Origin of the sequence: Nonomuraea sp. NPDC052116, from assembly GCF_040680035.1 — a bacterium.
Taxonomy (GTDB): domain Bacteria; phylum Actinomycetota; class Actinomycetes; order Streptosporangiales; family Streptosporangiaceae; genus Nonomuraea; species Nonomuraea angiospora_A.
The window spans coordinates 153,310-173,851 of record NZ_JBFAWA010000019.1; the positions used below are offsets into that span (position 1 = coordinate 153,310).

Consider the following 20,542-nt stretch of genomic DNA (forward strand, 5'->3'; position numbering starts at 1 on the left):
CATGCCTGAGACCCTGAACCTTCCCGAGGAAGCCCTACAAGCCGCTGACGTGATCGAGGAGGCTCTCCGCCTGTTCGGTGTCGAAGAGCCCGAGGACGGAGCGACAGCCGTTCTGGGACTCCTCGACGAACGGGGCATGGTCGTCGTCTCCGCTGAAGACCTTCGCGAGTACCTGTTCCGAGGCCCCAACGTCCTGGCAGCCGCCAAGCGCCTCCGTGCCGCCCTACCCGAGAGGACCGAGAATGCCTGAAGACCGTGGCAGCTACGCCGATAGGCAGATGAACGCCCATTTCAAGGGCCTGCCGCGCAGCTCGGGCACGAAATGCCTCCAAGGGGCAGAGCACAACTGGCTGCCCGTCTCGTTCCGGTTCGAGACCCAACTCTTGGACGGGTGGGGGCGGGTCGATGTCCGTCAGCCCGCCATCAACGACGGCCACGTGTACTTCATCTGCATGGGCTGCCGCTCGTGGTCGTACATGAGGTTCGACTACGTCGGCTACCAGTTGGGCGGACCCGAGGACGTCGACCCGACGCTCATGGTCGAGGAGGCTGAGCGCCTTGGGTGACGACCTCCGCCACCGCTACGCCCTGCTCGTAGATCTCGACGACACCGCGGAGCCTGAGCATGGCCGCTGAGAGGGTCATCGAACTCAAGCTGCGGCTCGCCGAGGAAGCGCTGGGTCGAGAACGCCAGCGCATCGCCCAGGCCCGCGCGGTCTGCTACAAGGCGATGGCAGAGAAAGACGCCCCCGGCATGTGGCTGGTAGCCCAACGCGTTCTGGCCGTACTCGACAGCATCACGGAGGAGACTGAGCCTCATGGATGAGAAGACGAGCCTGCAGCCAATCCACGACGCAGCCAAGGCCGCCGCCGAGGCGTACATCCGGCAGGTGGGCGGCGCGTTCGCCGATGTGGCAGCAGCGTTCCAACGAGCGGGCGGCGATGCCCTGTCCAGCCTGCCGCCTGAGACGCCAGCCACCGAGGAGCCCTGACCGTGCCCTGCGAGATCTGCCAGCAGACATGCTCAGAGCAGGCGCCGTGCGACTGCTGTGCCAGGGCGGCACTACCGGACGAGCCGTGAACCTCCTCGACCTCGAGCCCTCGCCTCTGCCGCCGATGCTCTGTCTTGGCGGCTGCGGACGTCACCTGACAGCCCCAGAGTCGAGAAGGCGCGGCTTCGGCCCGGAGTGCGCCGAGAAGCTGGGGATCATCCCGCCGTCGTCGCCGCGCTTCCGCCGGCGTGACGGAGGAGACTGCGACGGGCAAGGCGACTTGTTGGCCGAGCAAGAAACGCCAGGTCGCTAGAATGCGACCTGCAACGATTCTGATAGATCGATCTTGAACGCGAAAGCGGCCCTCCGCCACCAACGGAGGACCGCCCTCGACCCCACTACCCTCGCCACGACCCAAAGCGCCTCAATCGCCCCAAACGAGTCTCCCGCAAGCGTACTAGCACGTCAGGGGGACACGTTGGCTCTGGACTGCCCGGTCAGCATGTGTGACCGTACGATGCCCGGCTCTCTCCGCATCTGCGGAGCCTGCACCGCCGAACTCCACCGCGAACTCCAGGCTGTCCCTGGGCTCGTCGCGGATCTCGACCTCGCCATCAGCAGGCAGACGCGCCTTACCTCAGGCGGCGTCGGTGGTCGCAGCCCCGAAAAGCCGCTCCCGTGGAACGAGCGCGCCTCGGAGGCTGCCGACCATCTCGCCGTGATCCTGCTGGGCTGGGCGCGCGTCCTGGTTGCCTCAGTTCAGGTTCTGCATGGTCCGGCTTGCCTCAACTGCGCCCACCCCTCGTGCATGTACGCCGGGCTGGGCCGCGAACCCCACCACCACCCCGCCCACGTCGCCGACTGGCTCCACCGCCACGCCGGTGCCCTCATCGCCCACCCGGCCGGACCGGACGCGGTAGAAGAGATCCTGGTCGCGGTACGTCAAGCCCGCTGGGCAACCGACGCCCCACCCCGCGATCTCGTGTACGCCGGGCCGTGTGACATGTGCGAGGCCGACCTGTACGCCCGCCCCAACGCCGTCACAGTGGCCTGCCGCTGGTGCGTCGATGACGAGGGGCAGCGCCTCCGCTACGACGTTCACGACCGCCGCGAGTGGATGCTGCGAAAGGCCGAGGACCTAACCGCCCCCGCGGTGCGCGTTTCGAGCCTGGCCCGGATGCTCGGCGTCAAAGTCGGCGACTCGACCGTCTACGAGTGGGCGAAGAAGGGGCTCATCCTGACCAGAGGACGGGACGAGAGAGGGCGCATGCTCTACAGGCTCGGTGACGTCGTGGAGGTTGCACTCAACACCAAGCAGGCCAGGAGGAAGGCGAGCTGATGGAAGGCATTGACGTCTCGTGCTCGTGCGGCAGAAGCATGGTCCCCATCGCATCTATGGGGCCGGGCCGCTACCGGTGCCCAAGCTGTCGCTTCCATGTCACAGTCTCCATCCCCGCATTGGTCGTGGTTCCCGACCAGTGCAACATCGTGTGGAAGGGGCGCCGATGCACGGGCCTCAGGGTTGAGCACCTGCTGGTCTGTGAACGCCACGCGATCAAGATTGGAGAGTGGGCGATTCGGCAAGAAGAGGTCCGCAGCAAGCTCGCGGACTCCTTAGCAACTTCAGCGATCGCCGACCAGATCAGCGCCCAAGTCAACGCATGGGGAGACCATTGGAGTCAACAGCGAGAGCGGCTCGCCAGGGAGCGCGCCGAACGGCGTCCGCCATGCCCGGTCGTCTACTACATCCGGTTGAGTGAGGATCGCATCAAGATCGGGAAGAGTGACTTTCTTGCCCGGCGCCTGAAAGCCTTCCGCGTGCGAGAGGAGGACGTACTCGCCGCCGAGCCTGGCAGCTACCAGGAGGAGACGCGCCGGCATCATCAGTTCGCTCACTTACGGACAGGTGACTATCGGGAGGACTTCAGTCCCGGTGATGACCTGATGGAGCACATTGCTCAGCTCCGCGCCAAGCACGGCAAGCCCTTCGAACTGATCACGCGAATACTCACCGAGCAAGGACGTATTGGCAAGATCCCCGATCAGATGGCAGAATGACCGTTCGATAGGTTCGGCGAAAGCCGTCGATAAGCCCTCCGTCGCCCCCGTGCGGAGGGCTTTCCTTGTGTCCGGGCTCGGCCCTAGACACCCCTAGATTCCCCAAGACGCACGCTCCCCGCTGCGGAGGAGCGTGCCGGCTCCGCGGTCGCTTCCCCCAGGATGCCCCGCCGTGTAGAGCCTTTGAGGTCGCCGAGTCTGGTCTGTGGGACATGAGGGGTCCACGGGCGCAGGCCAGGCTCGGCGACCTCAACCCTCTCGAAGCACCCTCAAGGAGATATCACCATGTCCCAGATCCCGACCGTGGGCCGCATCGTCCACTACGTGTCTTACGGCACCCCCGGAGGCGAGTACAAGAGCGTCTGCCGAGCGGCCATCATCACCGAGGTCGCTGGCTACGCGCCGCCTGAGCACGCCGACGACGACATGCAGGCAAGATGCCACATCGCCGTGATGAACCCGACGGGCATGTTCTTCAACGAGGTGGACTACAGCCCGCAGAACGTGCCGGGCACCTGGCACTGGCCGGAGCGCGTGTGATGACGCCGGAGCAGGCGGCCGGCCTTTAGACCTCCGGGCGGTCGGTTGTACTGCACGCCGCCGCCCGCCCGGACCCTCTTCGAATACCCGTTCGATCCCCTGGGTAGCATCTGACCCATGCAGGACCTGCCTCCCTCGATCAAGCTCCCAGGCCACGAACCGGACGCCGGCCTCCTCCACGCCTGGCGCAAGACCGACGACGGCAGCAAGGAGTACCTGGTCGAATGGGTGCCCATCCTGCCCGGCTACCGCGGCGGGCTCGGCAAACCGGAGATGACGTGGTTCCCCGCTGACCAGGTCGAGCAGATCAAGGGCGAGGACTACAGCCAGGTGCCCCGCATCAGAGCCTGAGCGCCCCGATTCGTCACTCTCGGTACAACTTGTCACTGGCAGGAGACCGCGAAACAACGACGCTCCGTAGTTTCGCCAGGAGCCGCGATCCATCCTGAGGGGGAACGCTCATGGCCAGAGGAACACGCGGAGGCCGCGGCCGGTTCGAGCGCAACGTAGATACGGCAGCCCGAGATGCCGAAGCCGCACGTCTGCGAGTCCGCGGCCTCACCTACCGGCAGATCGCCGCCGAACTCGGCATGGCGGGGCCAGGCAAGGCACACGAAGCGGTCCAGCGTGTCCTCAAGGAGACGGTTCAGGACGCCGCCGACGACCTCCGCGCCGTCGAACTCGACCGCCTCGACCAGATGTACCAGGCGGCTCTGAAGGTGTTGGAGACCGAGCATTACGCCATCTCCCACGGCAAGGTCATCTGCCTCGAAGAGGGCGGCGAACCGCTTGCCGACGACGGCCCTGTCTTGCAGGCGATAGACCGTCTGCTGAAGATTCAGGAACGGCGCGCGAAGCTGCTCGGCTTGGACGCGCCGACGAAGACGAACGTCACCGTCTCCGACGCCATCACCTCTGAGATCGAGCAACTGGCGGCCCAACTCGGTATGACGGACGACACCGAGCCGTCTGAGACGTAGACAGCGAGGTGACCATGAGTACGTCAGCTACGCTGCCTCGCGGCTGGCGCGACTGGCCGCCGGAGGCACAGGAACAACTTCTCGCCACGCTGCGGAACGCCGCGGTGGCCACGCTCGGCCATCTCCGCCCGCGCTGGGCGACCCCGGGCGAACTCGCGAAAGCGCTCGATTCGAAGACCCGGCAAACGCCAGCGCTCGACCTGATCGACACCGAGCTCGTACGGCTGCTCAACACGCCAGATGGGCGTCTTGTTCTGTCGATGCCTCCTCAGGAGGGAAAAGCCAGCGGGCTTCTCGCCGGTTCCCCCTGTGGGCGCTGACGCAGAGGCCCGACACGCGAGTAGCCATCGCCTCGTACGAGCACGGCGTTGCTCGGCGCTGGGGCCGAGCGATCCGCGATGACATCACCGTTCACGGCTCCAAGCTCGGTCTATCGGTACGGGACGACCTGTCGGCGCAGCATGAATGGCAGCTCGAAGGCCACGAGGGCGGCGTGTATGCGGCAGGCATCGGCGGAGCCCTGACCGGCCGCCCAGTCGATCTCATGATCATCGACGACCCGATCAAGGACCGCGCCCAGGCGGACTCGCCCACCTACCGCGAGCGCGCCTGGGACTGGTGGACAGACGTCGCCGCTACCCGACTCGCCCCGGGCGCTCCCGTGGTGCTGATCCTCACCCGATGGCATGAGGACGACCTTGCCGGCCGTCTCCTCGCCGCCGAGGACGGCCACTTGTGGCGCGTGGTGAACATCCCAGCCCAGGCCGACCACGATCCGAACAAGGGCGAAACCGATCCTCTCGGCCGCGAGCCTGGCGAGTTCATGCGGTCCGCCCGTGGTCGGACCAGGGCGCAGTGGGAGGCCATCAAGGTTCGCTCCGGTAGCCGCACATGGGCATCCCTCTATCAGGGTCGTCCCGCGCCGGCGGCGGGTGACATCTTCCAACGTGAGTGGTGGCGCGAGTTCACCTCGTCGCGGTGGATCGTCCGCGACGACGGCAGCCATTGGGCTCCCGGTGCCGACGAGGTGTGCATGTCGTGGGACATGGCGTTCAAGGACACCGACGGCTCCGACTATGTGGTGGGCCAAGTCTGGGCGCGGTACGGCCTGGAGCTGTTCCTGCTCGACCAGGTGCACGACCGGCTCTCCTTCACCGAGACGTGCTCGGCGCTGCGCCGGCTCGCTGCGAAGTGGCCCCAGGCCACGCTGAAGCTGGTCGAGGACAAAGCGAACGGCACGGCGGTCATCAACTCGCTGTCCCGTCAGGTGCCCGGTCTGGTCCCAGTTGAGCCGGACGGTTCAAAGGAGGCTCGCGCCCGGGCGGTAACGCCATTCATCGAGGCCGGCCAGATTTGGTTGCCCGCTCCGGAGATCGCGCCATGGGTCGGCGGCTTCCTCGACGAGGCCGCAGCGTTCCCCAATGGCAGCCATGACGACCGCGTCGATGCCTGCACTCAGGCCATCAACCGCATGCTGCTGGCGCCGATCCTCGCAGGAGACCTGATCATCGACGCAACCGAACTCGACGATGAACTCGACGCGTACGCGATCAGCCCTTACTGAGCGAGGAGGCCGCCGTGGGTATCGCCTCCCGCCTGCAAGAGACGCTGTATCGGGTAACCGGCCGCACCGAAATGGCCGAAGCGGTGCGCGCCGAACGGCAGATGGTTGCCCACCTGCAAGAGTCTCTCGCCGACCTCGAGCACCGCATGTATGAGCCGGGCTGGCAGAAGCTCACAGCGTACGCCGAGCGGGAGTTCACCCGCGAAGGGCTCCAGCAGATCACCGCGGTCTGCCGCATCATGACGATCAAGTCTCCGCTGCTTCGCCGCGGCCTATCCCTCCGCACTGGCTACGTGTGGGGGCAGGGCGTCCAGATCTCCGCCAGAGCGACAGGCGAGCAGGGGCAGGACGTCAACTCGGTGGTCCAGGCGTTCCTCGACGACCCCGGCAACCGGCGCACCTTCTCCGGGGACCAAGCGCACGAGGAACTCGAACGTGCCCTGTTCTCCGACGGCAACGTGTTCTTCGCCCTGTTCACGTCACCTCGCACTGGACGCGTCCAGGTCAGGACACTGCCGTGGGATGAGATCACCGACGTCATCTGCAACCCGGAAGACCGTAGTGAGCCGTGGTTCTACAGGCGGGAGTGGTGGCAAGACCGCAGAACCGAAACGGGCGTAATCCAGGAGCGCCATGTCGCCTACTACCCGGCGCTCGGCTACCGGCCGGCGCTGAGACCGCGCCGGCTCACCTTCCCGATGTACGGCGACTCCGGCCTGGCCGATGTCATCTGGGACGCGCCCGTCTACCACGTCCGGGCAAACTCGCAGCTCGGCTGGAAGTTTGGCATTCCCGACTCGTACGCGGCGATCGACTGGGCTCAAGCCTACAAGTCGTTCCTTGAGGACTGGGCGACCCTGATCAAGGCGTTGAGTCGGTTCGCCTGGCGACTCACCAGCAAGGGCAGCAAGCAGGCTCAGGCGCGAGCCAAAATGGCCACCGCTCCCACAACGGATCGCTTCAGCGGCGAACCGCAGCGTGCCGGCGCCACCGCCCTCATGACCCCAGACATGGCGCTCGAGGCCATCCCCAAGAGCGGGGCGACCATCGACAGTGAGTCGGGCAGGCCGCTCGCCGCCATGGTGGCCGCGGCGTTGGACGTCCCAGTGACGATGCTGCTGGGCGACCCCGGCACCACCGGCGCCAGAGCAACCGCTGAAACCCTGGACACCCCGACAGAACGCAGCATGGAGCTGCGCCGGTCGGTGTGGGGCGAAGCATGGCGGCAGATCCTCGACTACGTCATCGACCAAGCCGCCAAGGCACCATCCGGGCCACTCAAGGGCAAGGTGTCCCGCGACGATGACGGCCTCGAAGTCGTCGACTTGGCGCAGGACACCGACCGCACCGTGGACATCTCGTGGCCGGACATCGACGATCTCGATCCTGCGGTCATCATCGACTCGATCGTCAAGGCCGACGCCACCGGTTACCTGCCGCCGCTCACCGTGGTCAGGCTGCTACTGGAGGCGCTGGGCGTGCGAGATGCCGAGTCCATCATCGATGGCCTCACCGATGAGGAAGGCAACTTCAAGCCTCCCGAAGGCACGGCCGGCGCAGCGGGCCAAGCGGCGGTGGACGCGTTCCGAAGGGGCGAAGATCCAGCGCGCATGCTCGGCGGAGGCGACCCCGAACCCGAGCCGGACGGCGAAGAAGACCAGCCCGATGACGAGCAGGCCGACACCTCCGACGGCGACGAAGAGGAGTAGGCCATGGCGATCACAGCAGAGACGCTGCGAATCGCCGAGCAGCTTCGCCGTCAGGTCGGCTCCATCGTCGACAACGTCACCAACTCCTTGGTGTCCGCCTGGGTGCGGGCGTGGGATGAGGTGGTGTGGGAGGTCGTCGCTGCGATCGGCGAACTTCTCCAGATCGGCGACGGGAAGTGGCCATCACGTCGGCAGATCGAACGCACCGCCCGCGCAGTTCGGGCGCTCGACCTCATCGGGGCGACACTCGAACGCCTCGCGGCCCTTACCCGCTCTCAGACGGTCACAGGAGCCACAGAAGCAGCCCGGCTAGGGATCCAGGCACAGGGAGACCTGATTGCCTCACAGCTCCCGTACGGGTCCACGCAGGCGCTCAGGGCCCGCTACGGCGTGCAGCAGCCTGACGCCATTGACGCGATCGTCCGCCGTACCGCCGAGCAGATCAATGCCCGCCACTGGCCACTCGCGGACGCAGCGACTCGCCGGATGAAGCAGGAACTGGTGCGCGGCGTGGTCGTCGGGGACAACCCGCGCACCGCAGCAGCCCGCATGGTGAAGAACCTCGAAGGCGAGTTCAACGGCGGGTTAACCCGAGCGCTGAACCTGTCACGGACCGAGATCTTGGATGCACACCGGCAGTCCGCCGAGATCGGCCAGGAGACACACGAAGACGTCCTCGATGGCTGGGTGTGGCATTGCGAGCTCAACAGCAGCCGCAGCAGGACGTGCCCAAGCTGCTTCGCTCTCCACGGCACCCTGCATCCGCTCAGCGAGCCAGGGCCGATAGATCACCAGCAGGGAAGGTGCAGTCGCACACCACGCACGAAGAGTTGGGCCGATCTCGGATTCGACATCGAAGAGCCTGACGACCTCATCCCCGACGCCCGCGCCATCTTCGACGCGTTGCCTGAGGCTGAGCAGGTAGCCATCATGGGCCGCCGCCGCCTGGAACTCCTCCGCTCAGGCGAGATCGAGTGGGAGGACCTGCCCGAGCTCCGCACCACACCAGACTGGCGCGATTCTTGGGGCGTCCGGCCGGTCAAGGACCTGGAGCGCATCGCTCGGCAGCGCCGGCAGCGTGCTGCCTGACTACCTCGGAGGACCTGATGTCCGTGTCCGAACTGCTCGTCATTGTCGCCGCCCTCTGTCTGCTCGCGGTTGCCGTGTACGCCGCCGTCCACAAGGGGTGGATAGCCGCGCTCGTCTGCCTCGCTGGCTGCCTGCTCGTGTTCGCCGGCTTCATCCCGAACGTCACCTGACCTGGAGGTCACCATGCCCGAACAGCAGGCGCTCACCGAGCGCGTGCCGCTCGCTGAGGCCGCCGGCGGGCAGGCTCCGAAGGGGCGCCGGTTCCGCGCTCGGATCATCGCTGGCGACATCCAGGGCTCCAGCGGCTTCTACCCGGCAGACATGCTCAAGCGCGACGCTGGTGTGTTCCGGGAGGGGCTGCCGGTCTTTCTCGACCACCCGGGCGCAACCGAGTCCTACGACCGGCCCGAACGGTCCGTGCGGGACCTTGCCGGGAAGCTCGCCACCACCGCCGTGTACGAGCGGGATGGCCTGTACGCCGACGTCGAGGTGTACCCGCACTGGGCGCCCGTCGTCGAAGCCATGGCCGGGGATATTGGCATGAGCATCCGGGCGTCCGGGACGGTGGAGGCGTCGAAGGATGAGGCCATCCGCGGACCGATCGTCACCTCGCTGACCGAAGCCGCATCGGTCGACTTCGTCACCGCCGCCGGTGCTGGAGGCAAGGTCGTCGCCCTCCTGGAGTCAGCGCGCGCCCAGTCGGGAGACCTGCTGCGAAAGGCCACCGAGGCACGCGCCTTCACGGACAGCCCCGGTGGTGGCGACATCCTGTCCTGGCGGGAGCAGCGCGACCTTCTGCGTGAGGCGCGCAACGTTGGCGCGTGGCTGGAGTCTCGCCTGCACTGCATGTTCACCGAGATCACAGACGGCATGTACGGCGAAGGCAGGCTCAGCCGCGACGAGCGCATCACGCTGTCGTCTGCGATCGGCGACGCCCTGCAGGCATTCACCTCGCGTGTCGAGTCCGACGCCCCTCACCTATACCAGCGCGACCCCTGGCAAGAGCCTGAGGCCGCGCCTGCCGAAGTCTCTGAGACGTCGGCCCCTGACGTACCGGCGCCGCCGGTCACCACCCTGAAGGAGGGAGCCCCCGTGAGCGGAGGCACCGCACAGGGCACGCCGAACGGCGGCCCGATCGAGCTGAGCGAGGCGGAACTGCGCACCTCTCTCGCCGAGACCAAGCAGAAGCTCGCCGAAGCCGAACTGGAGATCGCCAAGCTGGGCGACCAGTCCCGGCAACTGGCCGAAGCCAAGACCAAGCTGGCCGAGGCCGAGCGCACCAACCTGCGGCTCATCGCCAACAACACCGCCCGGGATAAGGCGGTCGAGACTCTCGCTGAGTCCACGCTGCCCGAGGTCGCCCATGCCAAGGTCATCGAGTCGGTGACCGGCGCCAACGTGCCCCTCAACGAGGACGGGGCGCTCGACGAGGCGGCCCTGGTCACCCGGATCAAGGCCGCCATCGACCGTGAGCGCGACTACCTGACCAAGTTCGCCGAGGCGGCCGGGATCGGAAGGGTCCGCGGGCTTGGCGACACCGACCAGCACGGCCTGTCCGAGGCTGCGTTCACCTCCGGCCTGAAGGACGTGTTCACCACTCTCGGCCTCCCCGACGACGTGGCCGACCTCGCCGTGAAGGGGCGGTAACCCGATGGCCAAGAACATCGTTTTCAACAACGCGGAGCGGCTGCAGGTCGCCTGCAGCGACCCGACTACCCCAGCCTCCGGCGACCCCGTCGTGTACGGGCAGATGCCTGGCGTCGCGCTGACCGCGGAAGGCGCCGATGGCCTGACCTCCGTGCAGTTCTGCGGCGTCGCCAGCCTGTCCGTCAAGGGCGTCGACGGCGGCGGCAACTCGGCCGTGGCGGAGGGCGACATCATCTACTACGTCGCCGCGGACACGCCGAAGCTATCCAAGAAGGCCACCGGCGTCCGCTTCGGCTACGCCATGGGCGCGGTCGGCACTGGAGCCACCGCCACCATCAATGTCCGGATCGGCTACTGAGGAGCCATCGAGTCATGACCAGCACTTTCGACGCGCTCCCCGAGCTGGGCACGTGGAACGCCTCCGAGGCGTCCGAGAAGAGCCTGTACTCCGGTGAGGGCACCAACCTGTCGGCCAAGCGCCGGTCTCGCCGGGACACGCCCGCCTACCAGCGGGCTCTGCTGGAGACGGCGAACCTGTACGCCCGAGTCCTGCGCGGCGACCGCAGGGCGGCGCTGGACTTCCAGGAGAACATGTCCACGTCGGACTTCTCCAACCTGTTCGGCGACATCCTCGACCGTCAGGTTCTCGCCCGCTACGTGTCGCAGCCGGTCCAGTGGACGGCGATCGCTAAGCGCGGCATGGTCCGCGACTTCCGCACAGTGAAGAGGTTCACCCTGGACGGCGGCGAGTCCGTCCTGACCGAGGTGAAGCAGCTCACCGAGTACCCGGCTGCCAGCCTGACGGACGGCGCCTACTCCTACTCGGTGAAGAAGTATGGTCGCCGGATCGGGCTCAGCTGGGAAGACCTGGTCAACGACGACCTGGACGCGTTCGCGTCCATCCCGGAGAGGCTGGGTAACGCCGCCCGTCGGTCGGAGGAGAAGTTCGTCACCTCGCTGTACGCCTCCAGCACGGGTCCGAACGGCACGTTCTTCTCCACCGCGAACAAGAACGTCATCAACACCACCACCGCCGGTACGGGCGCCCCCACCAACCCGGCGCTGAGCGTGACGAACCTCCAGTACGCGTTCCAGGTGCTCGCCCAGCAGGTCGACACGGACGGCGCCCCCATCTACATCGACGGCGTGGTTCTGGTGGTGCCTCCCGCGCTGGAGGTCCCCGCGAACAACATCATCAACGCCACGCAGATCATGACCGCTGCCGGTTCGGGCGGAGCCAACTCCGACGCCGGCCGCCCGGACATGCTGCAGGTCGCGAACTGGATGTCGCGCCGCGTCCAGGTCGTCGTCAACCCGTGGCTGCCGATCATCTCGACCACGAACGGCAACACGTCGTGGTACCTGTTCGCCAACCCGTCCGTCGGCCGGCCCGCCATGGAGGTGGGCTTCCTGACCGGGCACGAGGCTCCGGAGCTGTTCCAGAAGTCGCCGAACGCCACCCGGGTCGGGGGCGGCCTGATCGACCCGTCCGAGGGCGACTTCGACACCGACTCGGTGGAGTGGAAGCTGCGCCACGTGTTCGGCGGCACTCTGATGGACCCGAAGTCTGGGGTCGCCTCCAACGGCAGCGGCGCCTGACCGTGGCGGATCGTCACCTGCCGCGGCCGGTCACCGAGGGCGGCGAGTTCCTGGCCGCGATCCATGACCGGCTCGGCGAGCAGAACGAGCTGCTGGGGCGAATCCTCGAGCGTCTCCCTGAACCCGCTCCACAGCCGGAGCAGGCTGGGACGGTCGAACTGCGGGAACCGGAGCAGCCCAAGGCAGCGGGCGCCGAGATAGCCGAGCCTTCCCCTGCCCCAGCGAAGCGCACCCGCAAGCCTCGCACCCCGTCCAAGTAGGGGGTCGTCGTGGCGATCGACTACAGCACCGACGTCGGCAAGGTCAGGCTCCTCATCCCGGACACGGACGAGGCCAACCTGCTGCTTACCGACGAGCAGGTGACGGCATTCCTGGCGTTGGAGGGCTCGGTCAAGCTGGCCGCGGCCCAAGCGTTGGACACCATCGCGTCTTCTGAGGCGATGGTGTCCAAGGTCATCCGAACCCAAGACGTCAGCACCGACGGCGCCAAGGTCGCGGCCGAGCTCCGAGCGCGGGCAGCGGAACTGCGGCGCCAGGTGGACGAGGGTGTCGGCGACGACAGCGTGGGTTTCGACGTCGTGGACTTCGACCCGCATCTCGGCTACCTCGGATACGAGCCCTGCTGAGGGGAGGCATCGTGTCTCCCCTGGCAGGCCACACGCCGTTCCATCCCAGGTGGTCGGAGCACCATCGCCCGACCGCCACCGGCACGCAGACGGGGACATGCACCATCACCCGGCCGGGGACTGGAGAGGGCGCCACCGACCCGGATGGGACGTGGCATCCGCCCGCGCCCACCACCATCTACACCGGAACCTGCCGGATCACCCCGCAAACCGCGGACTCCCGGTACGTCGTCTCCGGTGAGCGCCGGGTCACCATCCGCGGCTACGAGATCGCGATCGAGTGGGATGCGGCAGAGATCCGAGAGGGCGACGACTGCCACATCGACGCCGCGAAGGATCCGCGCCTGCCCGGTGTGGACCTGCGGATCACCGACGTCCGTATGGCGTCCGAGCAGTGGGAACGCGTCCTCATCGCCGAGCAGGACCTGACCGACTTGGAGGAGTGATGGCGGACTTCGACTTCTCCGAGGTCGCCCGCCTTGAGGTGGCCATCGACAACGCCACAGCCAAGACGCAGGCGATGGTGAAGGCTGCGGTGAAGAAGACCGGGTTCGACACGGTGGCCGGGGCGCAGGCTCTCGTGCCGGTGGACACCGGAAACCTGAAGAACTCGATCGGTGTCGACTTCGACTCTGATGGTTACGGGTTCGAGGCCGGCGCGACGGCGAACTACGGCGGTTTTATCGAGTGGGGTACCAGCAAGATGGCTCCACAGCCGTACCTGGGGCCTGCGTTCGAGCGCACCTCTGAGGAGTTCGTGAAGGCGATCGAGTCCATCGGTGGCCGGGTGCTCGAATGACCGTCGCCGCGGCCAAGCCGCACACCGACGCCGTCGTTACCCTGCTGACCGCTGCGAGCGTCCTCGTGGGACGAGGGAAGCCGCCGTCTAGCGGAGGCTGGCAAGGCAATCCCGGAACGTCCGCGTTCAAGCCGTACGCGGTCATCTACCCGTTCCCCGGTCAGGACGAGGCTGCGTCGCTGGCACGGTTCCACGAGGCTCTCGACTTCGTGTTCCAGCTCACATGCGTGGGCGCCGTACAAGACCAGGTCGAGACGATCATGGACGTGGCGAGGGCGGCACTCATCGGCGTCACGCCGGCCGTGACGGGCCGCACGGCGTTCCCGATCTACAGGGTCCCGCTGGATCGCCCGGTCACCCGGGATGACGCCGTCGCACCGCCCGTTCACTACGGCGTCGCCCAGTTCCACTTCAGGTCCGACCCGACCTGATCCTTTCCTAACCCAGCCCGGCACGACTTGTGTGCGGGCTCTTTGGCATGCCCAGAGGAGAGTCCGCATGGCCAACCTCGACACATCGCAGGCCATCTCCAGCGAGGCCGCGATCACCTACGCCAGCGTGGGCGGCTCGGGTGACCGGGTCAAGTACGAGCCCGGCATGTTCGTGATCATCCGGAACGGCTCCGGTGTCTCGACGACCGCGACCATCACCGTGCCCGGCAACACCAAATGGGGCGCGGCGAATCCGGTCAAGACCAAGGCGGTGGCCGCTGGAGCTGACCTGCCGATCCCGCTCCTGCCTGAGTACGTGGATCCCGCAGATGGCCGCGTGGCTATCGCCTGTGCGCCGACCACGACCATCTCGATTGCGGTGATGCGCGCGTGAGCGGCCTCACCATCCGCGACCCGTACGGCAACACGTTCGAGGTCGACCAGACAGCGCGACCGTTCTGGGAGACCCGCGCCAACGAGGGCTACACGATCCTGCCTGGCGAGCCCGAGGAGGGCACCGAGCCTGCGCCGGAGGAGTCCAGCACCCCCAAGACCAAGAGCAAGGCGGGCTCGCGGCCTGCCCAGAACACGGAGGAGTAGGCCGTGAGCAAGAGACTGAGCGACGGCAACACGAAGGCCACCTTCGTCCCGGCTGTGGCTGTCCTTTCCGCGCCGACCGTGGCGGAACTCACCGCGGTGGGCATCGTCGCCTGCGAGGAGTACATCACCGCGGACGGGCTGAACATCTCGATCGACCAGGGCGCCGTTGAGGGCGACACCCTGGCGAGTACGCAGACGTTCCAGGGTCCTGGCCGTACCCAGGCGCAGATCGAACTGACGTTCTTCCGCGACAATGTGACCGCGAATGATCGCATGTGGTCCGTGATGACGAACGGTACCAACGGCTTCTGGGTCGTCCGGCGCGGACTCGCTTACGACGTGGCGTACGCGGCGGGGCAGAAGATCGCCATCTACACCGTCACCTGCGGCGAGCCGTCCGAGCTGGCACCGGAGGCGGAGACGTACGACCGGGCCATGGTCAAGCTGTTCCCGTCTGGCCGGTATCTGCGAGAGGTGACGGTGGCGGCCTGATGGCGACCGTTGCCGAGATCAAGGCGAAGCTTCGCCGCCCCGAGAGAACCGTCCCCCTATGCCTGGCTGGGGATCTGCAGGCGCAATACGAGCAACTCGAACGGGACCTCACCCGCGCGCGTGAGAAGGCCCGTTCCGGCACGCTGGCCGGCGGCGCCAATGCGGAGGCCACCGAGATTGCCCGTCGCATCCAGGCGCTCCAGGAGGAGATGCGCGAGCACACGGAGATCTTCACCTTCCGCGGGTTGACGCGGCGCCAGTACTCGGACCTGGTTGCGGCCCACCCGCCCACCGAGGAGCAGGTGGAGAAGAACTCCGAGGTGGACGTCAACTGGGACACCTTCGGGGTGGCGCTCATCACCGCCTGCTGCATCTCACACGAGATGGCCGAGGCAGAGATGGGTGAGCTCGTCGACGAGCTCACCGCCGCACAGTACGGCGCTCTCTTTACCGCTGCCCAGGCCGTGAATGTGGTGGGGCTTGATGTCCCAAACTCGTTCACCGCCTCCGCAGTGCTGCGAGCTTCCAAGAAGAGCTCGAAGTAGCGCACGCCTGGGGTGTGCCCAGGTCGAAACTGCTGGGGCGGCAGCAACGAGCCGTCACCACCATCCACCGGGACCCAGACGGGCAGATCGTTGAGATCGAAACCGTCTGGGACCCGGAATGGCTGGAAGAGGACTACGCGTGGGCCGCCGCCTACCTGCGTTGGCAGGCAGGCAAATGCCCAGGCTGCGAGCTTGATCTGGTCGACACGACGGCCATGCATGACGGAGACCCTGTCCACACGTACCGGGTGCCGCCGCCGCGCCGCTGTCACGCCTGCGATGCCCGTTTGCTGGAGCAAGAAGAGCACGCCAAGAAGAAGCCCAAACGGCCGGGTGCGCTGTTGTGGCAGATCGAGCAGACGTCTTAGGCGGACAGGCCCAACGCCTGCATGAGCGCAGTCACGACCCCTGCGAAGAGAACGAACAGGATCAGGCATCCCACGATGATGATCACTGCAAGTGGCCAGCCCTTCAGGCGCTGCCACCCTGTCCGCTTGCGGTGAACCATCGGGTCGCCGGGATCGTGCGGTCCGCTCATCGTCAGCCCTTTCTCGTGTGCCCCCGATCCGTTCGCGATGATGGCACGCCCCACCTCCGCAGCCCTCCTAAACGGCTCAATTCGTGACCTGGCGGGCGGGGGTGGTCTCAATGGCCGAGAGAACCGTAAGTGTCAACCTTCGGGCCCGGGTCGCGCAATGGGTCTCGGGGATGGGGCAGGCCAAGAAGTCCACCGAGGACCTGTCACGCCAGATGGTGCAGACCGGCGCCTACGCCGACCAGTTCCGGCGGCGTCTGGAGGCGGCGACGAAGGCGCTCCCGAAGATCGAGATCGACGCGGACAGTTCGCCCGCCGAGATCAAGTTCGCGCAGCTTCGCGCCGAGATGGAGAAGCTCGCCGACAAGAAGATCGGCATCGACATCGACGCCGCCACAGCTCAGGCGCAACTCCAAGAAATTGAGCGCGAGCTGGAGAAGCTGCAGGGGCAGTCGGCAACCATCGACGTCAAAGCGGACATCGGATCCGCGCTGGCCGAGCTGCGGGCCGTCGATTCGGAGATCTCCCGCGTCAACGGCCGCGACGCGAACGTACGCGTCGACGCCAACGTGTCTGGCGCGCTCGCGAGCATCGCCATGGTTGGTGCTGCTCTCGCATCCCTGCCTGCGGTGACGACGATCGCCGTAGGCGTGACCGCTCTCGGTTCGGCGTTCGCCGCGGCGGGTGCCGGCGCAGCAGCGTTCGGCGCGGTTGCCGTACCCAGCCTGGCGCGGATCAACGAAGCCTTGAAGGCGCAGGAGAGCGCCGCCAAGTCCGCAGGGTCAGCCACGGGCGGGGCCGGGCAGAGCGCTGCTCAGGCGGCCATCCAGGCGATGCAACTGGAGCAGGCCGAGCGGCGGCTGAAGGACGCCCAGAACGAGCGCAAGCAGGCGCAAGAGGACTTGACGCGTGCCGTCGAGGCCGGCCGCAGGGCCCTTGAGGACATGAATTTCAGCCTCGAACGGTCGGTCTTGTCGCAGAAGGACGCGGCGCTGGCCGTCCGTGAGGCGGAGGCTCGGCTGGCCGAACTCCAGGCCAGCGGCAACGCCTCCGAACTCGACATCGAGCGGGCCATGCTCAACGTCGAGATGGCCCACCAGCGGGAACGCGAGCAGGAGGTCAAGACCCAGCGCGCCAAGGAGGACACGGCCAAAGCCAACGCTGCCGGAGTCAAGGGCACGCAGGAGTACCAGCGCGCCCAGGAGCGGCTGGCACAGGCGCAGGTCAAGGTCACCGAAGCGGCGGCCGCGCTGAAGCAGATGCAGTTGCAGCAGCAGGCCGCCATGTCCGGGGGCGGCAGTGCGGCCTCGAAGCTGTCGGACGCGTTCGCTGGGCTGTCGAAGCGGGAGAAGGAACTCGCCAAGGACATCAAGGCGTTCGCTGACGAATACCTCGCCTGGCAGCGAAGCCTGCAGCCCGACGTCTTCCCCGTGATCAACCAGGGCCTGGACCTCATGAGGCTCGGACTCCGGGAAGCAGGACCGCTCGCCAAATCGGCCAGCTCGGCATTCCTGACCTTGGGAAAGGACGCCGAGACTGCGCTCAACGGGCCGTTCTGGCAGGAGTTCCTGTTCAAACTCAACACTCAGGTCCCGGGCGCGATCGTCGGGCTCGGCCGCAGCTTCGGCAACATCGTGACCGGTATCGCCGGCGTGCTTGAGGCGTTCTTGCCGTTCGCCCCCACCATCGTGGGCGGGGTCGAGAAGGCGACCAAGGCGTTCGCGGAGTGGGGCCAGGGACTCGAAAACTCCACCGAGTTCAAGCAGTTCATCCAGTGGGTCAAGGACAATGCCCCCCAGGTCTGGGAACTGATCAAGAACGTTGCGAAGGCCCTTGGCAACATCGGCGAGGCCCTCGCGCCTCTCGGTGTTGGAGCTTTCTCCGGGCTGAATCTACTGGCCGAGATCGTCGCAGGGATGGACCCGGATCGTATCCAGACCATCGCCATCGCCATCGGCGCGATCAAGCTCGCCACCATGGGCATGGGCGCCGTCTCCGCGTGGCAGAACCTCGCGGGCGGGATCACCGCCACCGGAGCAGCGGCGGGCAAGGCCAGCGGCAAAATGGCTGCCCTCGGCAAGGCTGCCATCGCAGTGTCCGGAACCGTGATCGGTCTCGAGGTCGTGGGCGACGCCATCAACAAGATCGAGGGCCAGTCGCAGGGAGTCGACAAGCTCACCCTGGCGTTGACCGAGCTGTCACAGACCGGCAAGTGGGCGGGTGACCTGTCGTCCCAGTGGACGGGTGGCTTCCACTCGGCGGATGAGGCCGCGGCCCAGTTCCGTGACGGTCTGCGCGAGCTTCAGGACCCAAGCCTGTACGAGATGGTGTTCGACCACCCATTCACCGAACTGGGCGCTTTGCTGCCCGGGATCGATTCGTCGGTGGATCGGCTGGAGCAGCGCTTCTCCGATCTTGACGCTGCCTTGGCCGGGATGGTGACGAGCGGCAACTTGTCGGGCGCACAGGCAGCTTTCGAGCAGTTGGCCAACCAGGCGCGGGCGCAGGGCATCCCCGTGGAGAAGCTCAGCCAGTTGCTGCCTACCTACAGTCAGGCGGTTCGCGTCGCTGGCAACGCCTCAGCAGAAGCGGCTGCCGGTGTGGACCAGGCCAAGTTGAAGATGGACGGTTTCAACACGTCTCTGTCCACCTTTGCTGGGCGAACGGACGCCCTTCAGGCGATGCAGAACCTGAAGACCGCCTACCGCGAGGCCGCAGACGCGATCCACGCCGCCAACGGCAAACTGGAAATCAATGCTGGGATGACCGACAAACAGCGTGACGCGGTCATCCAGGCGAGGGAGAAGTTCTCGGCCTACATCACCGCGGTGAAGAGCGCGGCGGACGGTGCTGGCGCGTTGAGCGGTAAGACGACGGACGCGACCCGGGCAGTGATCGAGCAGCTTCCCAAGCTGTCCGATCTGGCGGGCAAGAGCGGCGAGGCCCGTGAGCAGATCATCAAGCTCGCCGAGGCGTACGGCATCAGCAGGGCGGACGCTGAGAAAGCCATGGGGAGCGCGAAGGGTCTTCGCGACGTCTTGGCGCAGCTCAAGAGCAAAGAGCTCAAGATCACGGCCGACACGAAGGCGGCGCAGGAGGCCCTGCACAACCTGCTGCAGATGTACATCAAGCCGGTCGAGATCCCGGTCTCGATTCGGGCGCCGTCGACCCCGCCTAAGCCGAAGAAGAAGCGCGCTGGCGGTGTCGAGCGGTACGCGGCAGGCGGGGTCAGATCGACCCCGCCGAACGTCGCGTCGAACCCGACGATCCTCTACGGGGAGGGCGCCGCCGACGAGTACTTCATCCCGACCGAGTTGAAGTATCGAGACAGGGCGATCGGCTTGTTGTCGCAGGCTGCGAACGATTTCGGATTGTCTCTGTCGAACCAGAAGGCCGCGGAGGGACTCGCTGACCTGTCGGTCACGATCGACGATTCTGGCCTGCAGATCGCTGACGGTCTGACCTCGGTGATGTCTTCGCTGCAGGCGACGATGGGACAGGCGGGCAGCCTGACGACGTCGATTGGCCAGGTCGGCTCTGCGGCAGAGCAACTCGACGCGTCCTGGCTGTCTGGGTCACAGGTGCTCCAAGACTCGGTGTCGCTGGTCGGGGAGACGGTGTCGTCAGCGATCGGCGATCTCGCGTCCACGGTGGATGCGCTGAGCGTGGTGATCCAGCAGGCGCAGGAGTCCGCCGGGTCGGGCTCGTCCAAGAAGTCGTCGAAGTCGTCCAGCAAGAAGAGTTCGGCGCAGACGGTTTCGGACAACATGATCGCAGGCGACTATGGGCTGGGTGGCGCCTCCGGTTTCCTGTCCAACCCTGATATCGCGTTCCGATCGGGGCCGGTGAACAGCTCGCGAGTCTCGGCCCCGCAGCAGATGTCTCCGTCCCGTATCTCGGCCTACTCGGGTGGCGGCTCGTCCGCCGCTGGTTCTGGCGGGTCGAGCGGCGGATCCGGGTCGGGTAGCTCGGTGAACTTCTACGGCACAACCATCCGGGAGTCGGTGGATGCCGACGTGGTGACCGCCAAGATCGGCATGGTTTTGGACTCGCGCGGCTGAGCCCGCCTTTCACATCAACGGAGATAGGAGGGCGGGCTTCGCCATGCCTGAAACCCCTGAAGAGGACCTGTCGTACGCGGAACGACTGCGCAGGAAGGGCGTCCAGACCAGGCCGTCCGGCTGGTCGCACGCCACCCGGGACGAGACGGTCGAGGGCAGCACTGATGACGGCGGCCGATTCAAGGCCACCCGGGATACGGCGGGCCACATCGTCACCGAGGAGACCACCGCGTCCGGCCGCCAGCGCAAGCACGTCACGATCAACCTCGGATAGG

The 20,542-nt window shown here is 66.7% G+C and carries 31 protein-coding genes; 30 read left to right on the plus strand and 1 reads right to left on the minus strand.

The genetic code is table 11. The features are described 5' to 3' along the window. Position 1: 1 nt before the first annotated feature. The 28 genes from AB0L65_RS32985 to AB0L65_RS33120 all read left to right on the plus strand — a co-directional run bounded on the left by AB0L65_RS32985 (position 2) and on the right by AB0L65_RS33120 (position 16,039). The gene (locus AB0L65_RS32985) at positions 2–250 is read left to right on the plus strand and encodes a hypothetical protein (RefSeq protein WP_364253223.1); all 249 of its coding nucleotides are present in this window, start codon (positions 2–4) and stop codon (positions 248–250) included. Then, complete coding sequence (locus AB0L65_RS32990; RefSeq protein ID WP_364253226.1) at positions 243–566, plus strand: hypothetical protein; 324 nt, start codon at positions 243–245, stop codon at positions 564–566. The genes AB0L65_RS32985 and AB0L65_RS32990 overlap by 8 nt, the downstream gene beginning before the upstream one ends. A 59-nt stretch (positions 567–625) precedes the next feature. Next, complete coding sequence (locus tag AB0L65_RS32995; protein WP_364253229.1) at positions 626–826, plus strand: hypothetical protein; 201 nt, start codon at positions 626–628, stop codon at positions 824–826. After that, positions 819–992: a hypothetical protein gene (locus AB0L65_RS33000; RefSeq protein WP_364253232.1), complete on the plus strand. Its 174-nt coding sequence runs from the start codon at positions 819–821 to the stop codon at positions 990–992. The genes AB0L65_RS32995 and AB0L65_RS33000 overlap by 8 nt, the downstream gene beginning before the upstream one ends. Before the next feature lie 124 nt (positions 993–1,116). Next, positions 1,117–1,305 carry a DUF6011 domain-containing protein gene (locus AB0L65_RS33005; RefSeq protein ID WP_364253563.1) on the plus strand — a complete coding sequence of 63 codons (189 nt, stop codon included), beginning with the start codon at positions 1,117–1,119 and terminating at the stop codon, positions 1,303–1,305. Between the two features lie 495 nt (positions 1,306–1,800). Continuing rightward, on the plus strand, positions 1,801–2,331 hold the full coding sequence (locus tag AB0L65_RS33010) for a hypothetical protein (RefSeq protein WP_364253235.1): 531 nt from the start codon (positions 1,801–1,803) through the stop codon (positions 2,329–2,331). A 119-nt stretch (positions 2,332–2,450) separates the two neighbouring features. Next, entirely contained in the window at positions 2,451–3,050 is a 600-nt protein-coding gene (locus AB0L65_RS33015) for a hypothetical protein (RefSeq protein WP_364253238.1), read from the plus strand. Positions 3,051–3,335: 285 nt separating this feature from the next. Next, positions 3,336–3,590, plus strand: a complete 255-nt coding sequence (locus tag AB0L65_RS33020; RefSeq protein ID WP_364253241.1) for a hypothetical protein — start codon at positions 3,336–3,338, stop codon at positions 3,588–3,590. Positions 3,591–3,707: 117 nt separating this feature from the next. Next, positions 3,708–3,941, plus strand: coding sequence for a hypothetical protein (locus tag AB0L65_RS33025; protein WP_364253244.1), 234 nt, complete (start codon positions 3,708–3,710; stop codon positions 3,939–3,941). Between the two features lie 110 nt (positions 3,942–4,051). Continuing rightward, positions 4,052–4,570: a hypothetical protein gene (locus tag AB0L65_RS33030; protein WP_364253247.1), complete on the plus strand. Its 519-nt coding sequence runs from the start codon at positions 4,052–4,054 to the stop codon at positions 4,568–4,570. 14 nt (positions 4,571–4,584) lie between these two features. Next, complete coding sequence (locus AB0L65_RS33035) at positions 4,585–4,890, plus strand: hypothetical protein (protein WP_364253250.1); 306 nt, start codon at positions 4,585–4,587, stop codon at positions 4,888–4,890. Further along, positions 4,887–6,134 carry a phage terminase large subunit gene (gene terL, locus AB0L65_RS33040; RefSeq protein ID WP_364253566.1) on the plus strand — a complete coding sequence of 416 codons (1,248 nt, stop codon included), beginning with the start codon at positions 4,887–4,889 and terminating at the stop codon, positions 6,132–6,134. Before AB0L65_RS33035 ends, terL begins: the two co-directional genes overlap by 4 nt. A gap of 14 nt (positions 6,135–6,148) precedes the next feature. Continuing rightward, entirely contained in the window at positions 6,149–7,843 is a 1,695-nt protein-coding gene (locus tag AB0L65_RS33045; protein ID WP_364253253.1) for a hypothetical protein, read from the plus strand. Positions 7,844–7,846: 3 nt separating this feature from the next. Beyond that, positions 7,847–8,932 carry a hypothetical protein gene (locus tag AB0L65_RS33050; protein WP_364253256.1) on the plus strand — a complete coding sequence of 362 codons (1,086 nt, stop codon included), beginning with the start codon at positions 7,847–7,849 and terminating at the stop codon, positions 8,930–8,932. Positions 8,933–8,955: 23 nt separating this feature from the next. Further along, entirely contained in the window at positions 8,956–9,102 is a 147-nt protein-coding gene (locus tag AB0L65_RS33055; protein WP_364253259.1) for a hypothetical protein, read from the plus strand. 13 nt (positions 9,103–9,115) lie between these two features. After that, entirely contained in the window at positions 9,116–10,579 is a 1,464-nt protein-coding gene (locus tag AB0L65_RS33060) for a hypothetical protein (protein WP_364253262.1), read from the plus strand. 4 nt (positions 10,580–10,583) lie between these two features. After that, a complete protein-coding gene (locus AB0L65_RS33065; RefSeq protein WP_364253264.1) occupies positions 10,584–10,937 on the plus strand; it encodes a DUF2190 family protein in 354 nt (117 codons plus the stop codon). A 14-nt stretch (positions 10,938–10,951) separates the two neighbouring features. Then, on the plus strand, positions 10,952–12,178 hold the full coding sequence (locus AB0L65_RS33070) for a Mu-like prophage major head subunit gpT family protein (protein ID WP_364253267.1): 1,227 nt from the start codon (positions 10,952–10,954) through the stop codon (positions 12,176–12,178). A gap of 2 nt (positions 12,179–12,180) precedes the next feature. Further along, positions 12,181–12,438: a hypothetical protein gene (locus tag AB0L65_RS33075; protein ID WP_364253270.1), complete on the plus strand. Its 258-nt coding sequence runs from the start codon at positions 12,181–12,183 to the stop codon at positions 12,436–12,438. 9 nt (positions 12,439–12,447) lie between these two features. Then, a complete protein-coding gene (locus tag AB0L65_RS33080; RefSeq protein ID WP_364253272.1) occupies positions 12,448–12,804 on the plus strand; it encodes a hypothetical protein in 357 nt (118 codons plus the stop codon). A gap of 11 nt (positions 12,805–12,815) precedes the next feature. After that, the gene (locus AB0L65_RS33085; protein ID WP_364253275.1) at positions 12,816–13,250 is read left to right on the plus strand and encodes a DUF6093 family protein; all 435 of its coding nucleotides are present in this window, start codon (positions 12,816–12,818) and stop codon (positions 13,248–13,250) included. Then, entirely contained in the window at positions 13,250–13,603 is a 354-nt protein-coding gene (locus AB0L65_RS33090; RefSeq protein ID WP_364253278.1) for an HK97-gp10 family putative phage morphogenesis protein, read from the plus strand. Before AB0L65_RS33085 ends, AB0L65_RS33090 begins: the two co-directional genes overlap by 1 nt. After that, positions 13,600–14,034 carry a hypothetical protein gene (locus AB0L65_RS33095; RefSeq protein WP_364253281.1) on the plus strand — a complete coding sequence of 145 codons (435 nt, stop codon included), beginning with the start codon at positions 13,600–13,602 and terminating at the stop codon, positions 14,032–14,034. Before AB0L65_RS33090 ends, AB0L65_RS33095 begins: the two co-directional genes overlap by 4 nt. 67 nt (positions 14,035–14,101) lie before the next feature. Next, positions 14,102–14,428 carry a hypothetical protein gene (locus tag AB0L65_RS33100; protein WP_364253284.1) on the plus strand — a complete coding sequence of 109 codons (327 nt, stop codon included), beginning with the start codon at positions 14,102–14,104 and terminating at the stop codon, positions 14,426–14,428. Then, the gene (locus AB0L65_RS33105; RefSeq protein ID WP_364253287.1) at positions 14,425–14,634 is read left to right on the plus strand and encodes a hypothetical protein; all 210 of its coding nucleotides are present in this window, start codon (positions 14,425–14,427) and stop codon (positions 14,632–14,634) included. The genes AB0L65_RS33100 and AB0L65_RS33105 overlap by 4 nt, the downstream gene beginning before the upstream one ends. Positions 14,635–14,637: 3 nt before the next feature. Beyond that, a complete protein-coding gene (locus AB0L65_RS33110; RefSeq protein ID WP_364253290.1) occupies positions 14,638–15,126 on the plus strand; it encodes a hypothetical protein in 489 nt (162 codons plus the stop codon). Next, positions 15,126–15,671 (plus strand): hypothetical protein, encoded by a 546-nt coding sequence (locus AB0L65_RS33115; protein ID WP_364253293.1) that lies wholly within the window; start codon positions 15,126–15,128, stop codon positions 15,669–15,671. The genes AB0L65_RS33110 and AB0L65_RS33115 overlap by 1 nt, the downstream gene beginning before the upstream one ends. Before the next feature lie 14 nt (positions 15,672–15,685). Continuing rightward, a complete protein-coding gene (locus tag AB0L65_RS33120) occupies positions 15,686–16,039 on the plus strand; it encodes a hypothetical protein (RefSeq protein ID WP_364253295.1) in 354 nt (117 codons plus the stop codon). Here AB0L65_RS33120 and AB0L65_RS33125 read toward each other — a convergent pair. After that, a complete protein-coding gene (locus AB0L65_RS33125; protein ID WP_364253298.1) occupies positions 16,036–16,263 on the minus strand; it encodes a hypothetical protein in 228 nt (75 codons plus the stop codon). The two genes, AB0L65_RS33120 and AB0L65_RS33125, sit on opposite strands and share 4 nt — an antisense overlap. A 56-nt stretch (positions 16,264–16,319) precedes the next feature. Between AB0L65_RS33125 and AB0L65_RS33130 the strand changes: the two genes are divergently transcribed. Beyond that, the gene (locus AB0L65_RS33130; protein WP_364253301.1) at positions 16,320–20,267 is read left to right on the plus strand and encodes a hypothetical protein; all 3,948 of its coding nucleotides are present in this window, start codon (positions 16,320–16,322) and stop codon (positions 20,265–20,267) included. Between the two features lie 43 nt (positions 20,268–20,310). Further along, positions 20,311–20,541, plus strand: a complete 231-nt coding sequence (locus AB0L65_RS33135; RefSeq protein ID WP_364253304.1) for a hypothetical protein — start codon at positions 20,311–20,313, stop codon at positions 20,539–20,541. Position 20,542 lies beyond the last annotated feature (1 nt).

What these genes read in the sequence shown, in the direction of transcription:
- AB0L65_RS33115 (WP_364253293.1), top strand. Translation starts at nt 15,126, where the DNA reads ATGGCGACCGTTGCCGAGATCAAGGCGAAGCTTCGCCGCCCCGAGAGA.
- AB0L65_RS33025 (WP_364253244.1), top strand. Translation starts at nt 3,708, where the DNA reads ATGCAGGACCTGCCTCCCTCGATCAAGCTCCCAGGCCACGAACCGGAC.
- AB0L65_RS33065 (WP_364253264.1), top strand. Translation starts at nt 10,584, where the DNA reads ATGGCCAAGAACATCGTTTTCAACAACGCGGAGCGGCTGCAGGTCGCC.
- AB0L65_RS33090 (WP_364253278.1), top strand. Translation starts at nt 13,250, where the DNA reads ATGGCGGACTTCGACTTCTCCGAGGTCGCCCGCCTTGAGGTGGCCATC.
- AB0L65_RS33000 (WP_364253232.1), top strand. Translation starts at nt 819, where the DNA reads ATGGATGAGAAGACGAGCCTGCAGCCAATCCACGACGCAGCCAAGGCC.
- AB0L65_RS32990 (WP_364253226.1), top strand. Translation starts at nt 243, where the DNA reads ATGCCTGAAGACCGTGGCAGCTACGCCGATAGGCAGATGAACGCCCAT.
- AB0L65_RS33060 (WP_364253262.1), top strand. Translation starts at nt 9,116, where the DNA reads ATGCCCGAACAGCAGGCGCTCACCGAGCGCGTGCCGCTCGCTGAGGCC.
- AB0L65_RS33035 (WP_364253250.1), top strand. Translation starts at nt 4,585, where the DNA reads ATGAGTACGTCAGCTACGCTGCCTCGCGGCTGGCGCGACTGGCCGCCG.
- AB0L65_RS33095 (WP_364253281.1), top strand. Translation starts at nt 13,600, where the DNA reads ATGACCGTCGCCGCGGCCAAGCCGCACACCGACGCCGTCGTTACCCTG.
- AB0L65_RS33130 (WP_364253301.1), top strand. Translation starts at nt 16,320, where the DNA reads ATGGCCGAGAGAACCGTAAGTGTCAACCTTCGGGCCCGGGTCGCGCAA.
- AB0L65_RS33070 (WP_364253267.1), top strand. Translation starts at nt 10,952, where the DNA reads ATGACCAGCACTTTCGACGCGCTCCCCGAGCTGGGCACGTGGAACGCC.
- AB0L65_RS33020 (WP_364253241.1), top strand. Translation starts at nt 3,336, where the DNA reads ATGTCCCAGATCCCGACCGTGGGCCGCATCGTCCACTACGTGTCTTAC.
- AB0L65_RS33030 (WP_364253247.1), top strand. Translation starts at nt 4,052, where the DNA reads ATGGCCAGAGGAACACGCGGAGGCCGCGGCCGGTTCGAGCGCAACGTA.
- AB0L65_RS33050 (WP_364253256.1), top strand. Translation starts at nt 7,847, where the DNA reads ATGGCGATCACAGCAGAGACGCTGCGAATCGCCGAGCAGCTTCGCCGT.
- AB0L65_RS33005 (WP_364253563.1), top strand. Translation starts at nt 1,117, where the DNA reads ATGCTCTGTCTTGGCGGCTGCGGACGTCACCTGACAGCCCCAGAGTCG.
- AB0L65_RS33010 (WP_364253235.1), top strand. Translation starts at nt 1,801, where the DNA reads ATGTACGCCGGGCTGGGCCGCGAACCCCACCACCACCCCGCCCACGTC.
- AB0L65_RS32985 (WP_364253223.1), top strand. Translation starts at nt 2, where the DNA reads ATGCCTGAGACCCTGAACCTTCCCGAGGAAGCCCTACAAGCCGCTGAC.
- AB0L65_RS33135 (WP_364253304.1), top strand. Translation starts at nt 20,311, where the DNA reads ATGCCTGAAACCCCTGAAGAGGACCTGTCGTACGCGGAACGACTGCGC.
- AB0L65_RS33100 (WP_364253284.1), top strand. Translation starts at nt 14,102, where the DNA reads ATGGCCAACCTCGACACATCGCAGGCCATCTCCAGCGAGGCCGCGATC.
- AB0L65_RS32995 (WP_364253229.1), top strand. Translation starts at nt 626, where the DNA reads ATGGCCGCTGAGAGGGTCATCGAACTCAAGCTGCGGCTCGCCGAGGAA.